We start from the raw sequence: 4887 nt of genomic DNA, 5'->3' as shown, positions 1-4887 counted from the left end.
CGCTTGAGCGTATGGGGCTGGGTAATATTCTGCCGCTTCCCGGGGTGCGACCGGTGGCCGTTGCCCAGGCCGCCTGGGGGCGGATGGCGGAGCGTTCGGCCGGTAAGGACACCACCACCGGGCACTGGGAACTCGCCGGGATTGTTGAGCCGCAGCCGCTGCCGACCTACCCGCAGGGATTTCCGGCGGAGGTCATCGAGGCATTTACCCGGGAGACGGGGGTTGCGCCGCTCGGCAACATCGCCGCCAGCGGCACCGACATCCTCCGGATGCTGGGGGAGGAGCATGTCCGCAGCGGCCGCCCGATCGTCTACACCAGCGCGGATTCGGTCTTTCAGATCGCCGCACACGAGGAAATAGTTCCGGTTGAGCGGCTTTATGAAATCTGCCGCGTCGCCAGACGGATTCTCGATCCCTACCGGGTCGGTCGGGTGATTGCCCGGCCCTTTGTCGGCAATGGCGTCGATGACTACCGGCGCACTTCCCGGCGGCACGACTTCTCTTTGCCGCCGACCGCGCCGACCGTCCTTGATGCCCTGGTCGCCGCCGGGGTGTGTGTCTACGGGATCGGGAAAATCAAAGATATTTTTGCCGGCCGCGGCATCAGCGACCATGCCTACAGCAGCAGCAATAGCGACGGCATGGCGAAAACCCTGCAGGCGCTCGCCCGGGTTGACCAGGGCCTTATTTTTACCAACCTGGTCGATTTCGACATGCTGTTCGGTCATCGCCTCGATGCTCGCGGTTTCGGGGCGGCGCTGGAAGAATTCGATCGCTGGCTGCCGGACCTGCTGGCCGCTGTGTCGTCCGGTGATCTTGTGATCATTACGGCCGATCACGGCTGCGACCCGACGACCCCGGGGACTGATCATAGCCGGGAGTACGTGCCGCTGCTGGCCTGGTCTCCAGGGATGGGGGCGGGGGCTGAACTGGGACGGCGGTGCTCTTTTGCCGACGTGGCGGCGACCATCGCCGAAGGGTTCGGACTGGCGCCGGGAGCAGGGGAGAGCTTTTTCGCCGCCCTTTAATCGGGTCAGAGCCGCCGCTGAGCCGGGTCAGCTCTTTTTTCTGGTTTGAATGAGCTGTTCGGGCGAGACCCCTTGCGGAGCGTCTTCGGAAGTGACGTCGCCAAAAAAACGTTTCTTGATGAATTCTTCGAGGGCCTGGCCGGTTTCCGGGGTCAGGTTGACGAAGCCGATGCCGGCTCCCTGCATGTAGTTGTTCTCCGGCCCCGGGTGAACGTTGTAGAGCACCCGGCCTTCGAGTTCGAGCTCTTTGCTCATGCCGACCAGAGGGATGCAGACCGTCAACGGGTCGTCCTTCTCCATGCGGAAGCTGGTTTTGATCATCAGTCCCTGGATACTCAGGCTGAGCACCTCGGCGAGATACGTATTGCTGCCGCGGGAGAACATGCCCGGCAGTTTGACGGTCAGGCGCAGGTTCTTGCGGGGAAAGCGTTCCATGTGGCGCTGCACCAGTTCGAACAGGGAAAAGAGTTCGAGGGGGACGTTCAGCTGATCGTGGGGCTCGGATACCATGTCCTCCACATCGTCTTCCTGCAATACGATTAGGGGGCAGGTACCGGTAGCCGCCAGTTTTTCTGCGGCCTTGAGGATCGCCTGGTCCGGTTCGGCCAGCATCCCGGCGCCAAGGATCAGCAGGTCTGGAGAGGTCTCCTGCAGCAGGATCCTGACCTGTTCAGGGCGGGATGATGCCAGCACCCGGTAGCCCCAGTGCTTAAGGATCGCTTCGACCGTAGCCAGGAGCGATTTCCGGCTGTCCCCGAGCAGTAGACGTTTCATGGCAGGGCCTTTATCGTGAAGGTTGGGCGGGCTTCAGTGCAACCGTGGTAACCGCATTGCCAGGCATGCCTGGCAATGCCATCTGTGGATTTTCCCATGACCCAGTTTGTTTATAATTTAATACATGATTCCGTCTTTTTACTCAAGCCGCAAAGGAGAAAAACTGTTATGAAGCATCTTGTTCTGGCCTTGCTGGTTCTTTGCGTGATGGTATGTGTTCCTGCGCAGGCAGGGGCCATGGCAGTGGCCGAAGGACTCATTACGACCCAGATCAGTGACCGGTTACCGGTTGATGCGGTGCAAAGTTATCCCGCAGCCTCGGGAAGGCTCTTCTGTTTTACCCATATTGTCGGGGCCGCTGAGGGTACCCGGGTGTTTCACGTCTGGTATCGGGGCGAACAGGAGATGGCCCGTATCGAACTGTCGGTTCGTTCTGCGGACTGGCGGACCTGGTCATCCAAGAGTCTGCTTCCCGGCTGGGCTGGTGACTGGCGGGTAGAGGTGATCGATGATGAAGGCGTCCTGCTGCAGACCATCCCGTTCACCCTTCTTTGAGCAGTTTCATTCGCACATCACAGAAAAGGCGCCCCTGGAGGCGCTTTTTCTGTGGCGGTGTTTGCGAACGGTAGCTTGTTATTTCTTCTTTTTGCCCCGGGCTGCGCGAGCTTTGGCGAGATTGTCTCCCAGGCCACGGTCGACCGCCATCTGGCGACGGCTTTCCGAGTAGTTGCGTGCAGCCAGCGGCTGGGTGCGGGGGATGTCAAACTGCTTGCGGTATTCGGAAGGCTTGAGCCCGTGAGCCGTTTTCAGGTGGCGGGCCAGGGTTTTCATTCCTTTGCCGCAGATCATGCAGGTGATCTTGTCTTTGCCGAATGCTTTTTTGCGTGAAATAGCAGGCATTGCAGCTGCTTCTTCACCGGCTTCAGTCGATTCAGAGGTTACCGTCTCTCCTTTTTCGAGAGCTGAAAGCGCCTGGTGGAGTTCTACCAGTTCCGCGACCAGTTCTTCCTTGGTCATGCTGGTGGTAGATGCATGAGCGGCAACAATTTCTGCAGCCATTTCGAGTAGAGTTGCCATGTTTTCCTCCTTGTGGAATTGGCAGAAAAAATATCTGATGTGATAACTCAATAACTAATACAATAATTCTGTTTAAAATCAAGTAAAACTTACATGAAAACCCACAACTACAGATTTAAATGCTCTTTTATATTGTTTACATCGTTTTTTAAGGTCATGTCAGGCAATGACCCTGTTCGAGGCCTGTCCGATGATTGAATTATTTTTCAGATTCTGTTATTACTTTTAGGCAATTCAGCTTGCCGATAAAATTGTTCTTAATGGTTTGATAAAGGTTTTAGCCAGGTGATTATCCGACATCAACTCGAACAGCGTGAGCAACAGATCCTTTCGGTTCATGCCTGTCGCAGTGAACAAACCGCCGGTCGGCAGATCCCGGAGTCTCCCTGTCCGGTGCGGACAATGTTTCAGCATGACCGCGACCGGATCCTGCACTGCAAATCGTTTCGCCGACTCAAGCACAAAACCCAGGTCTTTCTTTCCCCCGAAGGGGACCACTATCGAACCCGCCTGACCCATACCCTGGAAGTTTCACAGATTGCCCGAACGGTGGCCAGAGCACTGGCCCTGAATGAGGATCTGACCGAAGCCATAGCGCTCGGCCATGATCTCGGCCACACCCCCTTTGGGCATGCCGGGGAGCGGGTGCTCAACGAACTGGTTCCCGGTGGTTTTCACCACGTCCGCCAGAGTCTGCGGGTGGTCGATGTGCTTGAAAAGGAAGGAGCCGGTTTGAACCTGACCTTTGAGGTCAGGGATGGTATCCTCAAGCATTCAAAGGGGCAGGGGCCCATTCTCAGTGATGACCCTGCGGTATTGGCAGCGACGCTTGAAGGACGAATCGTCCGGCTGGCAGATATTATCGCCTATGTCAGCCACGATCTGGACGATGCGTTGCGTGCCGGATTCTTGCGGGACAGCCAGATCCCCGTATCGATCACCGATGTGCTGGGGGATTCCCACGCTTGCCGGATTGGCACCATGGTTACGGACATGATCGAAAATTCTCTGGTTGTCGAGGGAGGGACGATTGGTCTCTCCGAATCGGTTGCTGAAGCGATCGTCAATCTCAGGGACTGGTTGTTCAGGCATGTCTACCAGGTCAGGACCGTTCACGATGACTTTGAAAAAGCCTCCCGGGTTCTTCGGGAACTCTACGTTTTTTTTGCGGAAAACGAAAAGGCTCTGGTCGCTCACGGTGGACGCAGGCTTGCTGGTGACAGCCTGGATGTTTCGGTCGTCGATTTTATTGCCGGAATGACTGACCGCTATGCGATTAATTTATATCACCGGCTTTTTCTTCCGCAGCCCTGGAAGATCTTCTAAATGGGCTAACCTATTGAATTTTCCTGTTGAAATACTTGACAGTGTTGGATCCGCTATGGTAGCTTTTTAGCCAATTTGGGAAGTCTTGCTCATTGCCTCAAGGCGTTTCACCTCAGGAGAGGGTATGTCCCGTTCGGCCGGAATGAATCTGGTGTTCCGTCTGGGAGGTTCCGGTTTTTCCCTCTCGGTCGACGACCTGGTTGAAATTCGCGAGGAGCAAGGTGCTCTGCGCGCTGGTGATGGAAATAGCCGCGGCTCCTATATTCTGGGGACGCTGGCTTATCGAGGCCAGCAGATTCCCGTCGTCGACCTCAGGGGGCTGCTGCGGATTTCGTCAGACACGGTTGCTGACGAACTGTTGACTCTGCTGGTACTGATCGGTGAATCCGGATACTGGGCGGTGCCGGTCAGCCGGATCGAGGGGATTTATCCCATCGCAGATTTTTCTGCTTGTCATACGCCCATGCTGTTCATGCTCCCCGGGCCCAGGCCCTACAACGCGCTTGAGTTTTGGCGCGAGGAGCCTCTGGTTCGCTGTGAGGCGCTCTGGCTCGAACAGTTCTGGTGCCAGGCATGATCAGGTCGCAGGTCGCGCTCTTTCTTCTGCATGGGCGGGTCTATGCCTTGGCCGTTGAAGAAATACTGATTATCCTGCCGGCACCGCGGCTGTTCTCTTTGCCCT

At 56.7% G+C, this 4887-nt stretch carries 6 protein-coding genes; 4 read left to right on the top strand and 2 right to left on the bottom strand.

Translation table 11 applies throughout. The features are described from left to right. On the top strand, nt 1-1028 hold a 1028-nt coding region (locus tag ABYV89_RS14535), incomplete at its 5' end, for a phosphopentomutase (protein ID WP_432823655.1). Between the two features lie 27 nt (nt 1029-1055). Here the strand turns inward: ABYV89_RS14535 and ABYV89_RS14530 are convergent. After that, nucleotides 1056-1802 (bottom strand): PilZ domain-containing protein, encoded by a 747-nt coding sequence (locus tag ABYV89_RS14530; protein ID WP_432823654.1) that lies wholly within the window; start codon nt 1800-1802, stop codon nt 1056-1058. A 168-nt stretch (nt 1803-1970) separates the two neighbouring features. On the opposite strand from ABYV89_RS14530, the gene ABYV89_RS14525 reads away from it, so the two are divergent. Beyond that, complete coding sequence (locus ABYV89_RS14525) at nt 1971-2357, top strand: DUF2914 domain-containing protein (RefSeq protein WP_432823653.1); 387 nt, start codon at nt 1971-1973, stop codon at nt 2355-2357. Nucleotides 2358-2435: 78 nt separating this feature from the next. Here the strand turns inward: ABYV89_RS14525 and ABYV89_RS14520 are convergent, their stop codons facing one another. Beyond that, nucleotides 2436-2879, bottom strand: a complete 444-nt coding sequence (locus ABYV89_RS14520; protein ID WP_432823652.1) for a MucR family transcriptional regulator — start codon at nt 2877-2879, stop codon at nt 2436-2438. 291 nt (nt 2880-3170) lie between these two features. On the opposite strand from ABYV89_RS14520, the gene ABYV89_RS14515 reads away from it, so the two are divergent. Then, entirely contained in the window at nt 3171-4205 is a 1035-nt protein-coding gene (locus ABYV89_RS14515) for a deoxyguanosinetriphosphate triphosphohydrolase (protein ID WP_432823656.1), read from the top strand. A gap of 124 nt (nt 4206-4329) precedes the next feature. Continuing rightward, nucleotides 4330-4782 (top strand): chemotaxis protein CheW, encoded by a 453-nt coding sequence (locus tag ABYV89_RS14510; protein ID WP_432823651.1) that lies wholly within the window; start codon nt 4330-4332, stop codon nt 4780-4782. The last annotated feature ends 105 nt before the right edge of the window (nt 4783-4887 follow it).

The organism is Trichloromonas sp. (genome assembly GCF_041583255.1).
Taxonomy (GTDB): Bacteria; Desulfobacterota; Desulfuromonadia; order Desulfuromonadales; family Trichloromonadaceae; genus Trichloromonas.
The sequence above is the reverse complement of the archived record's forward strand: the minus strand, read 5'-3'. Positions and strand labels throughout refer to the sequence as shown.